18 protein-coding genes and 4 tRNA genes are annotated in these 15213 nt (G+C 43.8%); 16 read left to right on the forward strand and 6 right to left on the reverse strand.

Annotated features, from left to right (window positions below; all coding sequences use genetic code 11):
- Window positions 1-12: 12 nt before the first annotated feature.
- A complete protein-coding gene (locus L5L94_RS06820) occupies window positions 13-330 on the forward strand; it encodes a hypothetical protein (protein ID WP_309247085.1) in 318 nt (105 codons plus the stop codon).
- Window positions 327-611: a heavy-metal-associated domain-containing protein gene (locus tag L5L94_RS06825; protein WP_028761311.1), complete on the forward strand. Its 285-nt coding sequence runs from the start codon at window positions 327-329 to the stop codon at window positions 609-611. Before L5L94_RS06820 ends, L5L94_RS06825 begins: the two co-directional genes overlap by 4 nt.
- 153 nt (window positions 612-764) lie before the next feature.
- Here L5L94_RS06825 and L5L94_RS06830 read toward each other — a convergent pair whose 3' ends face one another.
- Complete coding sequence (locus L5L94_RS06830; RefSeq protein ID WP_131523634.1) at window positions 765-1289, reverse strand: hypothetical protein; 525 nt, start codon at window positions 1287-1289, stop codon at window positions 765-767.
- Between the two features lie 272 nt (window positions 1290-1561).
- Here L5L94_RS06830 and L5L94_RS06835 point away from each other — a divergent pair, with 272 nt between their 5' ends.
- From L5L94_RS06835 to L5L94_RS06890, 12 genes are all read left to right on the forward strand, one after another.
- Window positions 1562-2515 (forward strand): YbgA family protein, encoded by a 954-nt coding sequence (locus L5L94_RS06835; RefSeq protein ID WP_198573745.1) that lies wholly within the window; start codon window positions 1562-1564, stop codon window positions 2513-2515.
- Window positions 2516-2575: 60 nt separating this feature from the next.
- Window positions 2576-3607, forward strand: a complete 1032-nt coding sequence (locus L5L94_RS06840; RefSeq protein ID WP_198573744.1) for a MerR family transcriptional regulator — start codon at window positions 2576-2578, stop codon at window positions 3605-3607.
- Window positions 3594-5096 carry a deoxyribodipyrimidine photo-lyase gene (phrB, locus tag L5L94_RS06845; RefSeq protein ID WP_263162097.1) on the forward strand — a complete coding sequence of 501 codons (1503 nt, stop codon included), beginning with the start codon at window positions 3594-3596 and terminating at the stop codon, window positions 5094-5096. The genes L5L94_RS06840 and phrB overlap by 14 nt, the downstream gene beginning before the upstream one ends.
- A 23-nt stretch (window positions 5097-5119) precedes the next feature.
- Window positions 5120-5566, forward strand: a complete 447-nt coding sequence (locus tag L5L94_RS06850) for a nuclear transport factor 2 family protein (RefSeq protein WP_173243599.1) — start codon at window positions 5120-5122, stop codon at window positions 5564-5566.
- On the forward strand, window positions 5566-6366 hold the full coding sequence (locus L5L94_RS06855; RefSeq protein WP_173497571.1) for an SDR family NAD(P)-dependent oxidoreductase: 801 nt from the start codon (window positions 5566-5568) through the stop codon (window positions 6364-6366). Before L5L94_RS06850 ends, L5L94_RS06855 begins: the two co-directional genes overlap by 1 nt.
- Complete coding sequence (locus L5L94_RS06860) at window positions 6363-7613, forward strand: NAD(P)/FAD-dependent oxidoreductase (RefSeq protein WP_173497572.1); 1251 nt, start codon at window positions 6363-6365, stop codon at window positions 7611-7613. Before L5L94_RS06855 ends, L5L94_RS06860 begins: the two co-directional genes overlap by 4 nt.
- Window positions 7610-8434, forward strand: a complete 825-nt coding sequence (locus L5L94_RS06865; protein WP_263162101.1) for a DUF1365 domain-containing protein — start codon at window positions 7610-7612, stop codon at window positions 8432-8434. The genes L5L94_RS06860 and L5L94_RS06865 overlap by 4 nt, the downstream gene beginning before the upstream one ends.
- 1 nt (window position 8435) lies before the next feature.
- Window positions 8436-9710 carry an SAM-dependent methyltransferase gene (locus tag L5L94_RS06870; RefSeq protein WP_263162105.1) on the forward strand — a complete coding sequence of 425 codons (1275 nt, stop codon included), beginning with the start codon at window positions 8436-8438 and terminating at the stop codon, window positions 9708-9710.
- Between the two features lie 91 nt (window positions 9711-9801).
- Window positions 9802-10383, forward strand: coding sequence for a DUF2878 domain-containing protein (locus L5L94_RS06875; protein WP_263162108.1), 582 nt, complete (start codon window positions 9802-9804; stop codon window positions 10381-10383).
- A 94-nt stretch (window positions 10384-10477) separates the two neighbouring features.
- Window positions 10478-11092, forward strand: a complete 615-nt coding sequence (locus L5L94_RS06880) for a chalcone isomerase family protein (protein ID WP_263162111.1) — start codon at window positions 10478-10480, stop codon at window positions 11090-11092.
- Complete coding sequence (locus L5L94_RS06885) at window positions 11080-11625, forward strand: DUF3833 domain-containing protein (RefSeq protein ID WP_263162114.1); 546 nt, start codon at window positions 11080-11082, stop codon at window positions 11623-11625. The genes L5L94_RS06880 and L5L94_RS06885 overlap by 13 nt, the downstream gene beginning before the upstream one ends.
- Before the next feature lie 282 nt (window positions 11626-11907).
- A complete protein-coding gene (locus L5L94_RS06890; RefSeq protein WP_131523646.1) occupies window positions 11908-12135 on the forward strand; it encodes a hypothetical protein in 228 nt (75 codons plus the stop codon).
- An 83-nt stretch (window positions 12136-12218) separates the two neighbouring features.
- Here the strand turns inward: L5L94_RS06890 and L5L94_RS06895 are convergent, their stop codons facing one another.
- Window positions 12219-12563: a DUF3634 family protein gene (locus L5L94_RS06895; protein ID WP_105251862.1), complete on the reverse strand. Its 345-nt coding sequence runs from the start codon at window positions 12561-12563 to the stop codon at window positions 12219-12221.
- A 153-nt stretch (window positions 12564-12716) separates the two neighbouring features.
- Between L5L94_RS06895 and L5L94_RS06900 the strand changes: the two genes are divergently transcribed.
- Window positions 12717-12902: a hypothetical protein gene (locus tag L5L94_RS06900; protein WP_105251863.1), complete on the forward strand. Its 186-nt coding sequence runs from the start codon at window positions 12717-12719 to the stop codon at window positions 12900-12902.
- Between the two features lie 437 nt (window positions 12903-13339).
- On the opposite strand, the gene L5L94_RS06905 is transcribed toward L5L94_RS06900, so the two are convergent.
- The 4 genes from L5L94_RS06905 to L5L94_RS06920 all read right to left on the reverse strand — a co-directional run bounded on the left by L5L94_RS06905 (window position 13340) and on the right by L5L94_RS06920 (window position 14272).
- Window positions 13340-13415: transfer RNA gene (locus L5L94_RS06905), tRNA-Thr, on the reverse strand.
- A 34-nt stretch (window positions 13416-13449) separates the two neighbouring features.
- Window positions 13450-13525, reverse strand: a tRNA-Phe gene (locus L5L94_RS06910).
- 561 nt (window positions 13526-14086) lie between these two features.
- A tRNA-Thr gene (locus L5L94_RS06915) sits at window positions 14087-14162 on the reverse strand.
- 34 nt (window positions 14163-14196) lie between these two features.
- Window positions 14197-14272, reverse strand: a tRNA-Phe gene (locus tag L5L94_RS06920).
- 389 nt (window positions 14273-14661) lie between these two features.
- Here L5L94_RS06920 and L5L94_RS06925 point away from each other — a divergent pair.
- Complete coding sequence (locus tag L5L94_RS06925) at window positions 14662-15213, forward strand: cytochrome b (protein ID WP_263162117.1); 552 nt, start codon at window positions 14662-14664, stop codon at window positions 15211-15213.

Below are 15213 nucleotides of genomic sequence, written 5' to 3' on the forward strand. Positions count from 1 at the left end.
CTCTTCGCGACTATGGCCGCCGCAGTGGTTGCTGCGGTTGCTTCAAGCCTATGCTGTATTGCACCGCTTATTTATCTGGTGTTCGGGGTGTCGGCCGCAAGTCTATCGGGGATTGAGCAACTTAGCTGGCTGCAAGTACCCATGTTGATACTGTCGTCTGGGCTGATTCTGATGGGATTTTGGCGGCTCTATTTTGCTAAAAAGCCACTGTGTACCGCGACGTTGAGTCGTACTCAGATGCTGTGGCTGTACTGGTTAACTGTACCTGTTGTGCTGGCATTTCAGTCATATCCTTTTGTATTACCTTGGTTATTAGAGGTGCTTGAATGAAGTTAGTGTTATTTCTCGCCTTAAGTCTGTGTTCAGCGTCGAGCTGGGCGGCAAACGTGCTGGTCACCTTAGATGTTAAGGGCATGACTTGTCCGCTGTGTGTCACTGTCGTGAATAAAGCGCTGCGTAAAACCGATGGGGTGATTAAGGCTAAGGCTTCGTTAAAAACTGAGCAAGCCTTAGTGACAGTGCCAGAGGATTTTAATCTAGATAGTTTGCTTAAGGCTGTCGACGAAACTGGGTATAAGGGCAGTATTAATAAGGTAGAAAAACAATCCTAAGCGTTGGTGTCTTTAGTAACAGATTGAGCGACATTATAAAATATCAGTCTAGTTTTAAATGATTAGACTGATATTTCACCGAGAAAATACACTCTGTATCCCACTTGTTACTTCCTTCACTGCCAAATTTTTCCTTTGCGGGTCATTTCTTCGTTAGCTGTAATACACCTCGGGCTCGATACGACGTTGCCGCTCTTCATTTTTCTCCGATGATTCCTTAATCAGATCCAATTTTTGCGCTTGCAGTAATTCTAGTTGCTTGGCTTTTTGTTCTTCAGATAGATTTTCATCGGCTGCAACCTTCGCCATTTCTTCATCTATCTTATTAATTTTATCCCTATCGACTCCTGTACGGTTATCTAAAATAGCCTGCATGGCTTTGTCCAACCTGTTGATGCTTTTGTCTGGTTCAGGCGTGCCTGCAATGGCTTGCAGATTACCCGTGTAGCCTTGTTTAGCGTTAGGGGCCAGATGGCTATAGGTATCGGCAGTCGTTACCGATGCTGCAGAGGAGAGCGTTACAGTATCTTGGCTTATTGATGATGTTAGATTCGTCGCCGTCATTGAATTTGCACGAGTTCCTAGGCCATTTGTGCTCGGCTCGACTTGCTTGAGTGGCACATTGGCATAACTTTTCGCAAAGGTATTGGTATAACTATTAGGGTTAATTGTGCTCATATCCGACTCCTTTATATATGAATCTGTCCCTTGGCCACCAGCGGTTTAAAATGTTGAGCGGTTAACTAATGGGTGTTGCTGGACGTTTCAATATTATCTGATGACAACTTTGCAATTTGAATTAGCAAGTTATAGGCCAAGTTAGGTTTATTTGTGGTTGATTTATCAGGAGTCACTGTTAAACGATACTTTTAAAAATATTTATACAAAAACTTGATCCTTGTACAACTATGGTCCGTAATTAAAGGCATAGTGATACAAGGAGTCTACTTATGTACAAGTTTAACCCGCAGCGAATTCAGATTGGGATCAGCGCTTGTCTATTGGGGGAGAAGGTTCGTTTTGATGGCGGACATAAAAATTCGACCTATTGTAATCAAGAGATTAAGCAATTTTTCGATTATGTGCCTATCTGTCCAGAAATAGCGATTGGCTTAGGTGCGCCCCGTAAAAGTATCCGACTAGTCCGTGATGGGGAAACCATCTTAGTTCAGAGTGGTGACGGTAGCTTAGATGTGACCGATAAGCTCAATGAATACAGCGAAAACAAGGTTGAAGAGCTCGATTTCCTCGGAGGATACTTACTTTGCGCTAAGTCGCCAACCTGCGGCATGGAGCGGGTAACAGAGTATAAAATTGGCACTAACAATGGTTCTAAGTCTGGCATTGGTGTATTTGCTCGCAAGTTGATGGAACGGTATCCACTATTGCCCGTGGAAGAAGAAGGCCGCTTGCATGACATGGTGCTGCGGGAGAACTTTTTCACCCGCGTTTATGCCTATCACGATTGGCACCTGATGAAACATGAAGGGCTGACTAAGCATAAGTTAGTGAAGTTTCATTCCCGCTATAAATACCTATTAATGGCACACAGCCCGACATGGTATCGCGAGCTTGGGCCGATAGTGGCCAATATTGAGGATCTTGAGCAAAGCGCGACCCGCTACTTTGAAGGCTTTATGACGGCGCTGAAAATTAATGCGACCCGTAAAAATCATACCAGTACGCTGCAGCATATTCAGGGTTACTTTAAAAAGCATTTGAGCAAAGAGCAAAAGATAGAACTGTCTGAAGCGATTATGAAATATCGCCAAGGTCTATTGCCGTTATTAGTACCTATCACGCTCATTAACCATTATTTACGCGAATTTCCAACACCTTATATTGAAGAGCAAGTGTACTTAAACCCTCATCCTGAGGCGTTAAAGCTGCGCTATGCCTATTAACGTTTACCAAATCGCATTCAGTTGATTTTAGCTTTTGATTTAGTGAGTTATTACTGAAATATGAAACAAACTATAGAGAACACGGCCCACACAGAACCCAATGGTGAGATATTACTCCCCATCGGTGAAGTGTCGGCCTTAACGGGCGTGAATGCCGTGACCTTAAGGGCATGGCAGCGCCGTTTTGGTTTAGTGATCCCTGCACGTACACCCAAGGGACACAGATTATATACGAGCGAAAATATCCAAGAAATCCATGAGATTAATGCATGGCTAGCTAAAGGTGTTGCGATCAGTAAGGTTAAACCTTTGCTGATGAGTGCTGCTAAATCTTCATTTACAGAAATAGTTCAAACTCAAGCCATTGATTTATGGTGCGAGCAAGTCACTGCGCTCAATACGGCATTATTCGATTTCAATCAGCACAAATTACAGCAGATATTAGATGATGCATTTGGCTTATATCCTTTCCAATTGGTGAAAGAAAAGTTGCTACAACCTTGGCTTAATCAACTCGAGGACTTAGTGAATGAGCGGCTTGATGCCGAGTTAATTATTGCTTGGTTAAAGAGCGAGTTACTTAACCGAGTGGGTGGACGTCATGCCTTTAATGGACAGGCCGTGACGGCGAGAATCGCTGTGGTGAGTCTATCCCGTGGGGTACATACCTCGCTTAATTCCACCCGCACTAACATTTTGTTTTCTCTACTTCTATCGCTCGAGTTAGCGTCGCTGCGGGTATCGGTTATTGATCTTGGCGAGCAAGCCATGGGCAGTTTACCTTTGCTGCGAGGCAGGCTTAACGTCGATGCACTTTTGCTTATTCCCGACTCAAATCATTCGGGTTCTGAACAGACTGAAATGCTGACTGTATTGGAACAAATGACTTTCCCATGCTGGTTTATGGGTCCTTTTGCGCCAACGTTAAGCTCTTTATCTGCTTTTTTGGCGTCTTCGACGACGGACTTGATTGGAAAAATGTCATCTCGTTTAGCGGGGAAGGTGAATAGAAGCCTTAAGTACAGTGGAAAGATGAATACCGTGAATCAAAGCGAGCAGATAAATAGCGAGAAAAACAATGACATTAGCTAACGATTCAATGCCAATAGATTCAATTCCAATAAAAGTGCAGGGCAATAATGCGCTGATGTGGTTTCGCCAAGATTTACGCCTTGCCGATAATCAGGCATTAACCGCCGCTTGCGATTGGGCGCGGGAGAATGGCGTGGCACTTAAGGCCATTTACATTGCTACGCCAGCTCAGTGGCAGCGCCATGACGTTGCGCCCATTCAGTTGGATTTTATCGAACGTCATATCAATTTACTTGCCCAAGGACTGGCGAGTCTTGGTATTGGATTCGAGTTAATTCAGTTAGATACCTTTGCTGATGTACCTGAGTTTATCGGTCACTATTGCCAGCAACTGGGGATTGGTCGAGTGTTTGCTGGTCGCGAGCCTGAGATTAACGAGCAACAGCGCGACCAAGCCTGTATTCAATCGGGGATTCCTCTGGTGTTAACCGATGAGCATTGTTTGCTTAAGCCGGGCACTGTGCTGAATTTGTCCGGCGACATGTACAAGGTTTTCACTCCTTTTAGCCGTAAGTGGCGAGAAATTGCCGCCCGCTATGCCATTTTGCCGCTTCCTGTTCCGGCGCCACTTGGACCTGTGTTGGCCGAGCCAAAGCCGCTTTTGTTTAACAATGTCACTAAAGTGTCGAGTGAACTTTGGGCTGCGGGAGAAGGGCAGGCAAAGCGTTTGCTCTCGGCATTTATTCAGCAGAAAGTGCAGGATTATAAGCAAGATAGGGATTTCCCCGCCATTGATGGTACTAGCTCAATTTCACCTTATCTTGCCATTGGTGTGGTGAGCCCAAGACAATGCGTTGCCGCGCTACTGCATCAATTCCCTGAGGTGATTGTCGACGACACTAGCCCTTCTCGTACTTGGTTAAATGAGCTTACTTGGCGTGAGTTTTACCGTCATTTGCTGGTGGCATTTCCCGATTTATCTAAGAATCACAATTTCAATCGTCAAGCCGACCATGTGCAGTGGCGTAATAACCCGCAGGAGTTTGCTGCTTGGTGTGAAGGTCGTACTGGCTATCCGATTGTGGATGCGGCTATGCGCCAACTCAATCAAACGGGTTGGATGCACAATCGGCTGCGTATGGTGGTGGCGAGTTTCCTGACTAAACATCTGCTGATTGACTGGCGCTGGGGCGAGCGCTATTTCCGCCAAAAACTGATTGATGGTGACTTAGCCGCGAATAATGGCGGCTGGCAGTGGTCTGCGGGTTGTGGCTGCGATGCTCAGCCTTATTTCCGTATTTTTAATCCTATAAGCCAGAGTGAAAAGTTTGATCCAGATGGCAGCTTTATCCGTAAGTATTTACCAGAGCTCGCATCTTGGGGAATTAAGCAATTACATCAACCCAGTACAGCGCAGACACCGTCCTTGTTTGAACCGCCGTTATTCAACACTAAAACGGCTTATCCAAGTGCGATTGTCGAGCACAGTGCAGCAAGAGCAAGGGCATTAACCGTATTAGGCGTATTGAAAAAGGCCACGGCCCAATAAATAGGATCAGGAGCAATAACAAGATGATAAACCAAGCGACGACTGAGACTAATACGCTTGTTGATGATTTTATTCAGCTTTATCAAGCTTTGAATAAAGATAACTTGCATCTGTTAGGTCGGGTTTACGACGACAGTATTAGTTTTACCGATCCTATGCATCAAATCACAGGGCTAGCGTCGTTAACTCAGTACTTCGCGAAGTTATATAAGAATGTTAAGCATATTCAGTTTGAGATCAAAGAAGTGCAGCAGGATGCGAACCAAGCCGCGCTGTTTTGGCAGATGCAATATTGCCACCCTAAGTTGAATAAAGGCGAACTTATCCGTGTTGACGGCATGAGTCAACTTAAGTTCGACGACAAGATTTATTTTCACAGGGATTACTTCGACTTAGGGCAAATGTTGTACGAGCATTTGCCTTGCATGGGCGGGCTTATCCGTTTGCTCAAAGATAGGGCGGCAAAATAATGAGCGCTGTTAAGCCATTGAAAATAAATACCGTGCTGATTACGGGTGCAAGCTCAGGCATTGGGCTGCGACTGGCTCAGGATTATTTAGCCTTAGGTTGGCATGTCATTGCCTGTGGCCGATCGCAAGAAAGGTTAGAGTCGTTAGCCTTGAATGAACTAGTCGGTGCTACGTTGTTTATCTTCGATATATCCCAGCGCGACCAAGTTCAACAAGCTGGCCAAAATGTAGCTGAGCTATTGGCGAAAACAGATTCTCAGCTCGATTTGGTCATTTTGAATGCGGGCAGTTGTGAATATATTGATGATGCTAAGGCTTTCGATGATGTGTTGTTCGAGCGCGTTATCCATACCAATCTAATTGCAATGGGATATTGCCTCGGGGCATTTTTACCTTTAATGCCAAGGGGTTCACGTATTGGCTTAATGAGTTCCAGCGCTATTTATTTACCTTTCCCTCGCGCTGAAGCTTACGGCGCCTCTAAAGCCGGCGTGCAGTATTTAGCCTCGAGTCTTGCGCTCGATCTTGCCAAGAACGACATAGGCGTGAGCTTGATTTGCCCTGGTTTTGTGGCGACACCACTGACCGCAAAAAATGATTTTTCTATGCCAATGCAAGTGAGTGTACAAACCGCTTCTAAGGCGATACGTAATGGGCTGAAAGGTGGCAAGCGCGAGATCCATTTTCCGCGACGCTTTACTTATCTATTGAAGTTGATGTCGTTTTTACCTGCCTTTGTGTGGCAAAAAATGATTGCAAACGATACTCAAGCCAAGCCGCTAAAGGACAATAGTTTATGAAAAATATCGCCATCATCGGCACCGGCATTTCTGGATTAACCTGTGGCCATCTATTAAGTGAGTCGCACAGGGTTACAGTGTTTGAGGCCAATGACTATATCGGCGGCCACACGGCGACAGTCGATGTGGAGCATCAAGGGCAAACCTACGCTATAGACACAGGTTTCATCGTGTTTAATGACAGAACATATCCACGATTTGAACGTTTATTGGCTCGCCTTAATGTCACCATATTACCGACTGAGATGAGTTTTAGCGTGCACAATGCGCTGACTGGGCTTGAATACAACGGCCACAATTTAGGTAGTTTGTTTGCCCAAAAGCGTAACCTCCTGAATCCACGCTTTTGGGCCTTTTTAAAAGAAATTTTGCGCTTCAATAAAGGCTGTAAGGCACTCTATCAACAGGATATTTATCCCGAAGGTAACTTAGGTGATTATTTAGACAATGAACACTTCTCACCATTTTTCGCTGAGCATTACATTTTGCCCATGGGCGCAGCGATTTGGTCTTCGAGCATAGAAGATATGCGCGCGTTTTCGTTGAAGTTTTTTATTCGTTTCTTCCAGCACCATGGTTTATTAAATGTCAGTGATAGACCCCAGTGGTATGTGCTAAAGGGGGGCTCGCGTAGCTATATTCCTGATCTTATTGCGCCCTTTAAAGACAATATCCGCCTTAACTCACCCGTGACAGGTATTGAGCGCCATGGCAATGGGGTGAAGTTACAAGTTCACGGTGAATGGTTGGAATTTGATGAGGTGATTTTAGCCTGTCATAGTGACCAAGCACTGCGGATGTTAAACGATCCTACGCCAACAGAACGCGCCATTTTAGGCGACCTCAGCTACCAGAATAACGATGTGGTGCTGCACATGGATACACGTATTTTACCGAAGCGAAAAGCCGCTTGGGCGAGTTGGAATTATAGGTTAGATGGTAACCTAAAACGTCCAGCGTCAGTGACTTATAACATGAACATACTGCAACAGTTGCCAGCCAATGCGCCGACCTTTTGTGTCACCTTGAATCAGTCAGAGTTGATTGATGAGGCGAAAGTGATACGCCGCTTCAATTATGCCCACCCAGTGTTTAACGAAGCCAGTCTTAAGGCTCAGGGCCGCCGTGAGGAAATATCCGGGCAAAATCATACCCATTTTGCTGGCGCCTATTGGCACAATGGTTTCCATGAAGATGGCGTTCGCAGTGCACTTGATGTGTGTGCCCATTTTGGTGTCAGCCTATGACAGGTTTAAATGTGACAGGTCTAAATATGACAGAGCTCAATAGCGGTATTTATTACGGCACTGTATCCCACAGCCGTTTTACGCCGATTAAACATAGTTTTAGTTATGCCATGGCGCTGTTGGCGATTGATTTAGATGAAGTCGATAAGATCAGTGCCATGGGGCGAGTTTTTGCCAGCCAGCGCCACGCTTTACTGAGATTCAATCCTAAAGACTATTTAACTTCTTTTACGACTACATCCAATGACAGCGGTGAAGTGGCTGTTGTCGATCCGAGCGCAGCTGCACTCAAGAGTCGCGTATTGACTCAAGTGGCAGCGTTAGGCGCAGATAAACTGTGCGATCGAGTTTTGTTTGTGGGTCAGATCCGTCATTTTGGCGTGTATTTTAGCCCAGTAAATTTCTACTTTTGTTATCAAGATCAAACGCCTTTATACATGTTGGCCGAGGTGAGTAACACGCCTTGGGATCAGCGCCATTGCTATTTAGTCGATTTAGCCGCGCCCAAACCTTCTGACAAAGTGTTTCACGTGTCTCCCTTTATGACTCTCGATATGCGTTATCTCTGGCATGTGTCTGCGCCGAGTGAAGACTTAAACATCGGTATTGAAAACAAATCGATCCAAGAGAATGGCAAAAAACTGTTTAATGCCAATTTAGTGATGAAACGCCAACCGATCACGGCGGCTAATTTACGGACGCTTTTGTTTCGCTTCCCTTTTATGACTCTCAAGATTTTCTTCGGGATTTATTGGCAAGCGCTAAAACTCTTTTTTAAACGTGTGCCCTTTGTGCCGCATCCAGCTCAGATGGAGAAATAACATGGAAAATACGGCTTCGCAAACCTCAGTCACCACAGGGAAACTGCCCGACAGTATTGCGCGTAAAGTATTGCTTAAGGCGCTGGAAAGTCTCCCACATGGCTGCTTGACCTTGGTTGAGGGCGACAAGAGTTATCGTTTTGGTGAGAGTCATACCGACTTGCACGCTACGCTTGTGGTTAAACACCCGAGTTTTTATCGTCAAATCATGCTTTCTGGCTCCATTGGTGCGGGTGAAGGTTATATTCAAGGCCATTGGACGAGCCCTGATCTCACCAAAGTCGTACAACTGTTTGCCCGTAATTTAGCCTTACTCGATAAGATTGAAGCCAAATTCTCTTGGTTAACTGGCACGATAAACCGTGTGAAGCATGTGCTGAATCGCAATTCTCAAGAGGGCTCAAAGCGGAATATTCTCGCCCACTATGATTTGGGTAATGCTATGTATGAGCAATTCCTCGACCGTGAAATGTTGTATTCGAGCGCGCTTTATCCCCATGAGGAAGCCAGTTTGCAGGAAGCGCAGTTGTTTAAGCTGATGACTATTTGTGAGCGGCTGGATTTACAGCCGGGTCAAACCTTGCTTGAGATTGGTACTGGCTGGGGCGCGCTGGCTATATATGCGGCTAAGCATTATGGCGTGCACGTGACAACAACAACGATTTCAGATGCGCAATACGCCTATACCAAAGCCCGTGTCGAACGCGAAGGGCTAAGCGATAAAGTGACGCTGCTGACTGAGGACTATCGCAATCTCACTGGGGAATACGACAGGGTTGTTTCTATCGAGATGATTGAAGCTGTGGGGCATGAGTATTTACCAGGCTTCTTTAAAAAGCTGGAAACATTGTTAAAACCCAATGGGCGCATGCTGCTACAGGCGATAACGATTGCCGATCAACGTTACGACAGTTATCGCAAAAGTGTGGATTTTATTCAGCGTTATATTTTCCCCGGAGGCTGCTTACCCTCAGTGAGCCAAATGGTCGGTCACATTGCCAAACAGACGGACATGGTGGTCTGGTCGCTCAATGATATGGGGCTCGATTACGCTAAAACCTTAAAACATTGGCATGAGAATTTTGATCATGCGATAGGCGAAATCCAAGCTTTAGGTTATGGCGATGATTTTATTCGGATGTGGAAATTTTACCTAAGTTATTGTGAAGGTGGATTTTTAGAACGTACCACAAGCACTGTGCATTTAGTGGCTGTGCGTCCGGACTATCGCATTGCTAGCCATCATCTCCCAAGCAATAGCCCTAATGCGACTTAATTTGTTTTGATTAAGCAGTCACTTTAGTGGAAATAACCATTTTCGTTGGAATGAGCCGCTTTGTTTGCAGCAAGATAAAAGTGAGGCAAAGATGAAGTCCATGTTAGCTAACTCTCGGGTTCCTTTTAAACATCAGGGCTTTATTCTCTATAACGCCTTGAGTTTTCAGGCTGTGTGGTGGTCTAGCGTACTTTGGCTTAACACCTCACTGTTGTTAACTATCCCTTTGTTATTAGCTCACTTTATCCTGCTAGCTTCATTAGGTAAGCACGAGTATCGCAAAGTGGATTTGCTATTGATGCTAAAGGTTGCAGCCTTAGGAATAGGCGTAGATACAGTACTCTCTGTTTTAGGGGTGTTTGAGTTTGCTCTTTTCCCTTGGTGGCTTGGTTGCCTGTGGCTGCATTTTGCTTTGACCCTGAATCATAGTTTGGCCTTTATGCGACCTTTACCGCTGATATTTCAGGCGTTACTCGGGGGCATTTTTGGCGGGTTAAGCTATTTGGCTGGCGCACAATTTAATGCCGTGAGTTTGCCCTATGGTAATGTCATTTCTGCTGTGGTGTTATTTTTGGTTTGGCTAGTCTTGCTGCCATTTTTAATCCAACTTGCTAATCCCTATGGATTTAATCGAAGCACTAAAGCGCGTTCTTTTACTGTGTTTGGGCGTTAATTATTGAGTTGTAGGAATTGATCGCGGTTAAGTCATTATGCCGTTTTTAGTTAAGTACCTGTTGTAAGACATCATGCAGTAAAAGGGGGATCCCATGTCGTCAGTTCGTAATCGTAGCCCAAATCTTGGTTTTTCATTTTTGAATTCAAGCTGCTTAAGTCTATTGGCCCTTAGTTTATTGGCCGCACCTTTAAAAGCGTTAGAGGCGAAAACGCCTGATTTTGAAAACATTACTATCGAACTGAATGATGCCGCCGATGTGACGCAGACTTTTCAGGAAGTGGGCCGCGGAGAAATGGATTGGCTGTGGTTTAGTTTGTATAAGGCGAGACTGATGACGGTAAATGGCCGTTATCAACAGGGGCAATATCCTCTGCTGCTAGATATTGAATATTATCGAGATATTGAGTCAGAGGATTTGCTCGAAGCGACAAAAGATCAATGGCAGCATCTAGCGTTTGCCGAAAATGATATCCAACGTTGGTTGGGTTTATTAAATGCGACTTGGCCCGATGTGAAGCAGGGCGACCATTTAAGTTTTAAGGTGATAGATGGACAAACGAGTCAGTTTTTCTTTAATCATCAACCACTCGACATTATCAATGATGCTAATTTTGCTGAGGCATTTTTAGCGATTTGGTTATCGAAAGACACTAGCCGTCCGAGTTTACGGGCGCAATTACTCGGAGAAAAACCATGCGATTGTTGAAACGGCTTGTCGGCCGAAAGTTATTTTTAGGTTTAATAATGATAGGGCTGTTGTCGAGTTGTTCATCGGTGGAAGTGACTGATTATAAAGATACTCATCCGACATTGGTTTTGGAGTCATTTTTTAATGGACCATTAAAAGCCTCTGGGGTCGTACAAGATTTTAGTGGCAAAGTAATCCGCAAATTCAATGTCATTATGGAAGCCAGTTGGCAGGGAAGTGATGGGGTCATTAATGAATGGTTTGTGTATGATGATGGTGAAACTCAAACTCGTGTGTGGCGCATCAAGGCACTAGGGGAAGGGCGATACTCAGGAACTGCAGGTGACATTATCGGGACTGCCGATGGCCAATCTAGCGGCAGTGCGCTACGTTGGAAATACGATATGTTATTACCCGTGGATGGCGAGGAATATCAAGTTCATTTCGACGATTGGATGTTCTTAGTGAATGATAATACTATTATAAATCAGAGCGATATTATTAAGTTTGGCATCACAGTTGCTAAAGTCACTTTAGTTATTCAAAAATAGTCTCAGCAATTTTTAGTTAAGTTGGCTTACCCCAGTTTGTCTTGGATTCACTCTGTTGATTAAGGCTTAAATGTTGATTAAGACTTAAATTGGCTTAAACAGAATAGCTTGGCTAATAACCCCCTTTTTTCTGCATTAAAGTGTTGAAGTCAAACCAAAGTTGCAGCTAGGCATTTTTGCTAGTGGCATAAGTGATATATGGGGGTAAGGTTATTGCAACCCATTGTTAAAATTTAATTAATCTGAGCTTAAGTCTAAGTCTAAATAGATAGGGGGTAGTCGATGAATAAACACGTTGTTTTATGGGGAGTATTTTTTAGTCTGTCGTTAACTGCTTGTTCATCTTTTGACTTTAAGTTTGAGGATCATTCTGAGAAACAAGTCGATCCTCATCAACCCGCAAGCGATCCTATGGTGCAAGATAATGAACGTCGTATTCGAGATGCGAGAAAAGACGGTCAGTTAGAATCCGATTTTCTAAAACCTAGGTATCCAGTTAAGTTTAAATAAGAAAATGTGTTAGGAACTCACTGCAACCTCAATACTTAACTATCAATAGCAAGTATTAAGGTTGCTAGGGGAGAGGCGAAGAACTAACCCGCTTGACGACTGTTATCTATCGATTTTTTGTCATAATATTCAAACGGAAACAGATTACGAATCCTTTGCTTTACATTGTCACTCACGTTGGCAGAAATGTGTAAGCGTACATCTCCTGATTTTTCAGCCCTAACAGTACAAGTCAGTTTTTCGGTTTTAGCGATTTGGCGGCATTCCCGTTCGAATCGTTCGGGGATCTTGCCCTTATGCTGAGTCATACGGCCATCTTTAAAATGCATTTCAAAAATAGTCAGACCTTTCTTGCCACCAAATATCAGTTTGTAAACGAGAAATATACCAATAGCGACAAAAATGAGTTTGAAAATATCGGCTGTCATAACGCCTCCTATCTTATGTTTATAGAACCAAGATACTCCCGAGTTAGTTGTTTTAACAGTGCGCTAACGCGCAATTTTGAATTGGCAATAAAATGATTCCAGCCTAGACTTAACTGGCTAAGGAAAAGTAACCCCTCAGTTAAGGAAAACGCCATGTACTTATCAAATGCAGATCGTTGGTCATTATTGTGTAAGAAGCAAATCGATGTTATCGAAAAACTTGCTACACATTTCCCCGAGAGAAAAGCACATCTAAGTGAGCTCACTCAAGGGTGGCGCCATGTTCAACATCAAGTTCAAGCAGGTGATAGGCCTATGCCACTCGAGCTCATCAAATAAGCACGATTGAGTCATTTGGAACTAGATAGTTTGTATAAGAACGCAAAGCCACTCAATAATGAGTGGCTTTTTTATGTAGCGAATATAAAACTATCATTTATAGGGGTAAAGGATTAAGTGATTGTCTGTTGCGTGATGTCAATAAATTATCTTATACGCTCAATTTGAGCGTTTATTGTGCCAGTATTGAGGGCGCTATCGTTATTATTGAGGAAAGTCAGTTGTGTTTTGCTTTGAAACACTTCAAATTTCAGATACAAAAAAGCCACTCATTGAGTGGCTTCATTGTTTATATGGTGCCGGCACCAAGAGTCGAACTCGGGACCTGCTGAAATTATCGAGAGTAAGTCAGTTGCGCTTTGTACTGAACACTTCAAATTTCAGATACAAAAAACAGATACAAAAAAGCCACTCATTGAGTGGCTTCGTTGTTTATATGGTGCCGGCACCAAGAGTCGAACTCGGGACCTACTGATTACAAGTCAGTTGCTCTACCAACTGAGCTATGCCGGCTTAAATCTTTACTGCAATTTTTACTACACAATAATGGTGCCCGAACCCGGAATCGAACCAGGGACACGAGGATTTTCAATCCTCTGCTCTACCGACTGAGCTATTCGGGCAACTAAACTAAGCGTTAGTTAACTACTTTGAACTAAGTCGTGAAGACCTTGTTCGCTCAAAGTGCGCGTATAATATAGTGCTCGCTTTAGCTGTGCAAGCCCTTTTTAAGTGACTGATTAACTATTAAACAAAATGCGCTTATTTATTTGATTCTTTCGTTTTCCCCTTATTTTACCGCTGAAAGTTTCAGCACTTTAACGCCAGTAGGTGTTCCTTTTGGCTGTTTATCCTAGCTTCCTCATTCATTTATCTTCTATTTTGGAGGAAAAATTAAGGTTTAAGCTCATCTGTTGCAAGCAAGGGGCTGTGGGGCGCAGTGGGTATTTTTGAGCTTTGATTGATGGCTGGCTGATATTTATGGGGTGTAACTAAGCGGAGTAACTAAGAGTAAGCGAGTGGCTTCATTGTTTTATATAGTGCCAGCGGCACCAAGAGTCTAACTCGGGACATACTGATATTATCAAGAGTAAGTCAGTTGCGATTGGCCACAGACTTTGTGAGTTTTTATTCAAATTTCAGATACAAAAAAGCCACTCATTGAGTGGCTTCATTGTTTTATATGGTGCCGGCACCAAGAGTCGAACTCGGGACCTACTGATTACAAGTCAGTTGCTCTACCAACTGAGCTATGCCGGCTTAAATCTTTACTGCAATTTTTACTACAGAATAATGGTGCCCGAACCCGGAATCGAACCAGGGACACGAGGATTTTCAATCCTCTGCTCTACCGACTGAGCTATTCGGGCAACTAAACTAAGCGTTAGTTAACTACTTTGAACTCGTTGGCTAAGCCGTATCGTTCGAAGTGCGGCTATATTAGCTAGGGTGTTTGATCTCTGCAAGTGCTTTTTCCTGATAAATCACTCGTCCGGCTGTTTAATGCACATCTTGGGTGTTTTTTATCTCTTATTTTGCGAATTCAGCTCAATTTCATTCGTTGGCTGTATTTTTCAAGTCAGAGGGATACTGATGTTTACTATAGCTTTGTGCTCACAGAGCATGATTTTTGGCTTACTTCCTAAAATTTAGAAAGATATAAGCGATTTTTACTGATTTTAGTTTTTAAATTTAGATTTATGATAATGAATATTATTTCATGGATAGCATGAAGAAAACGCGAGTACGGAGTCGCAGTATGTTTCGAAATAGTCAGTTTGCTTATGGAATTACCGCCATTGTGACCCATTGGTTGAGTGCGTTCGTCGTGATTGGGTTATTTGCAGTCGGTGTGTGGATGGTGGAGTTAACCTACTACAGTACTTGGTACAAGACTGCGCCGCATCTACATAAAAGTATTGGGATTCTGTTATTGGCGGCGACAATATTTCGTTTGGTATGGCGCTTAGTTAATCCCAAGCCTGTACCTGAGGCGAGCCATAAACCGTGGGAAAAGACGGCCGCACATTTGGCGCATTTTATTATTTATATCTTGCTCTTTGTCATCATGACTGCTGGCATTTTAATCTCAACCGCAGATGGCCGTGGTATCTGGGTGTTTGATTGGTTTGAACTACCAGGATTGGGACTTTTGTTTGAAAACCAAGCTGATATCGCGGGTGATATTCACCAGTATGCGGCTTACTGCTTGATCGCGCTGGTCGTTATTCACGCGGCGGGCGCATTAAAACATCACTTTATCGATAAAGACACTACCCTACTTAGAATAATTAAATTTAAACGAGGATAA

Source organism: Shewanella sp. SM21, assembly GCF_025654335.1.
GTDB lineage: Bacteria > Pseudomonadota > Gammaproteobacteria > Enterobacterales > Shewanellaceae > Shewanella > Shewanella oncorhynchi.

Bases quoted from the DNA above. Each gene is read 5' to 3' on its own strand.
- L5L94_RS06820 (WP_309247085.1), top strand. From the start codon at position 13: ATGGCCGCCGCAGTGGTTGCTGCGGTTGCTTCAAGCCTATGCTGTATT.
- L5L94_RS06825 (WP_028761311.1), top strand. From the start codon at position 327: ATGAAGTTAGTGTTATTTCTCGCCTTAAGTCTGTGTTCAGCGTCGAGC.
- L5L94_RS06830 (WP_131523634.1), bottom strand. From the start codon at position 1,289: ATGAGCACAATTAACCCTAATAGTTATACCAATACCTTTGCGAAAAGT.
- L5L94_RS06835 (WP_198573745.1), top strand. From the start codon at position 1,562: ATGTACAAGTTTAACCCGCAGCGAATTCAGATTGGGATCAGCGCTTGT.
- L5L94_RS06840 (WP_198573744.1), top strand. From the start codon at position 2,576: ATGAAACAAACTATAGAGAACACGGCCCACACAGAACCCAATGGTGAG.
- phrB (WP_263162097.1), top strand. From the start codon at position 3,594: ATGACATTAGCTAACGATTCAATGCCAATAGATTCAATTCCAATAAAA.
- L5L94_RS06850 (WP_173243599.1), top strand. From the start codon at position 5,120: ATGATAAACCAAGCGACGACTGAGACTAATACGCTTGTTGATGATTTT.
- L5L94_RS06855 (WP_173497571.1), top strand. From the start codon at position 5,566: ATGAGCGCTGTTAAGCCATTGAAAATAAATACCGTGCTGATTACGGGT.
- L5L94_RS06860 (WP_173497572.1), top strand. From the start codon at position 6,363: ATGAAAAATATCGCCATCATCGGCACCGGCATTTCTGGATTAACCTGT.
- L5L94_RS06865 (WP_263162101.1), top strand. From the start codon at position 7,610: ATGACAGGTTTAAATGTGACAGGTCTAAATATGACAGAGCTCAATAGC.
- L5L94_RS06870 (WP_263162105.1), top strand. From the start codon at position 8,436: ATGGAAAATACGGCTTCGCAAACCTCAGTCACCACAGGGAAACTGCCC.
- L5L94_RS06875 (WP_263162108.1), top strand. From the start codon at position 9,802: ATGAAGTCCATGTTAGCTAACTCTCGGGTTCCTTTTAAACATCAGGGC.
- L5L94_RS06880 (WP_263162111.1), top strand. From the start codon at position 10,478: ATGTCGTCAGTTCGTAATCGTAGCCCAAATCTTGGTTTTTCATTTTTG.
- L5L94_RS06885 (WP_263162114.1), top strand. From the start codon at position 11,080: ATGCGATTGTTGAAACGGCTTGTCGGCCGAAAGTTATTTTTAGGTTTA.
- L5L94_RS06890 (WP_131523646.1), top strand. From the start codon at position 11,908: ATGAATAAACACGTTGTTTTATGGGGAGTATTTTTTAGTCTGTCGTTA.
- L5L94_RS06895 (WP_105251862.1), bottom strand. From the start codon at position 12,563: ATGACAGCCGATATTTTCAAACTCATTTTTGTCGCTATTGGTATATTT.
- L5L94_RS06900 (WP_105251863.1), top strand. From the start codon at position 12,717: ATGTACTTATCAAATGCAGATCGTTGGTCATTATTGTGTAAGAAGCAA.
- L5L94_RS06925 (WP_263162117.1), top strand. From the start codon at position 14,662: ATGTTTCGAAATAGTCAGTTTGCTTATGGAATTACCGCCATTGTGACC.